Raw genomic sequence first — 1,202 nt, 5'->3', positions numbered from 1 at the left:
CAGGGACGGTAAAGGGCGATACGATTGTTGTCATGATGGAAAATCGTGTTGAGTTATTACTATGCGTTGTGGCGTTAGCGAAGTTGGGGGCAATTGCTGCGCTGATCAATACATCGCAGCGAGGCAATGTTCTTGAACATAGTATTCGTTTGGTTTCGCCCAAGCGCATCATTGTCGGTGAAGAGTTGTTCGACGCTTGTATGGCTGTTGAGTCAGCGCTGCCTGATGGCGATCAAAGTGTGTTATGGGTCGCTGATAAAGCTACGAATGATACGCCTAAAAATGCCTATGATTTGATGGCAGTCGCTGGTAACCAGAGTGAGCAGAACCTCCCGCATAGTGAACACATCCGAGCGAATGATCCTCTTTGTTATTTTTACACGTCGGGCACAACGGGCTTACCGAAAGCCGCCATATTAACCAATGGGCGATATATGAAAGCCTACGGTGGAATTGGGGAAGCGTGTATTCAGTTGCGTAGTGATGATCGCGTTTATGTTCCCTTGCCGTTTTATCACGCGACAGCGATGGTTGTGGCTTGGTCTAGTATCGTATCGAGTGGTGCAACCTTAGTATTGGTAAGAAAGTTTTCGGCAAGTAAATATTGGCATGATGTGGTTTCGCAAGGAGTGACTGCCTTGTGCTATATCGGCGAGTTGTGCCGGTACTTAGTGGCGCAAGCTCCGAGCGATATTGAGCGTGAAAACAAAGTGCGTGTGATGTTTGGCAATGGGCTTCGGCCAGAAATTTGGCGCGAATTTAAACAGCGTTTTGATATTGATCGCGTGCATGAGTTTTATGGCTCGAGCGAAGGCAATGTCGGCTTTATGAATGTGCTCAATTTAGACAATACCGTCGGTTTCTCTCCTGTTCCTTACGCCATTGTCCAATATGACCTCGATGCAGAAGAAGCGCGTCGTTTTTCTAATGGTTATATGAGAAAAGTAAGTCGAGGCGAAGCGGGATTGTTGCTCGGTGAAATTAATGAAAAATCTCCTTTCGATGGGTATACCGAGCCAGAAAAAACAGAGAAAACTATTTTGCGTAATGTCTTTAAGCAGGGCGATGCTTGGTTTAACACTGGCGACATGATGCGTGACTTAGGATTTCGACATGCTCAGTTTGTCGATCGTCTAGGGGATACCTTCCGTTGGAAAGGCGAGAATGTATCAACGACAGAAGTTGAAAATGTTCTGGGTCAA

The 1,202-nt window shown here is 46.3% G+C and carries 1 protein-coding gene; it reads left to right on the top strand.

The features are described from left to right. The coding region (locus tag A3739_RS20510; protein WP_156502721.1) for an AMP-binding protein at positions 1–1,202 on the top strand (1,202 nt) is incomplete at both ends.

Source organism: Oleiphilus sp. HI0067 (assembly GCF_001635735.1).
The sequence above is the reverse complement of the archived record's forward strand: the minus strand, read 5'-3'. Positions and strand labels throughout refer to the sequence as shown.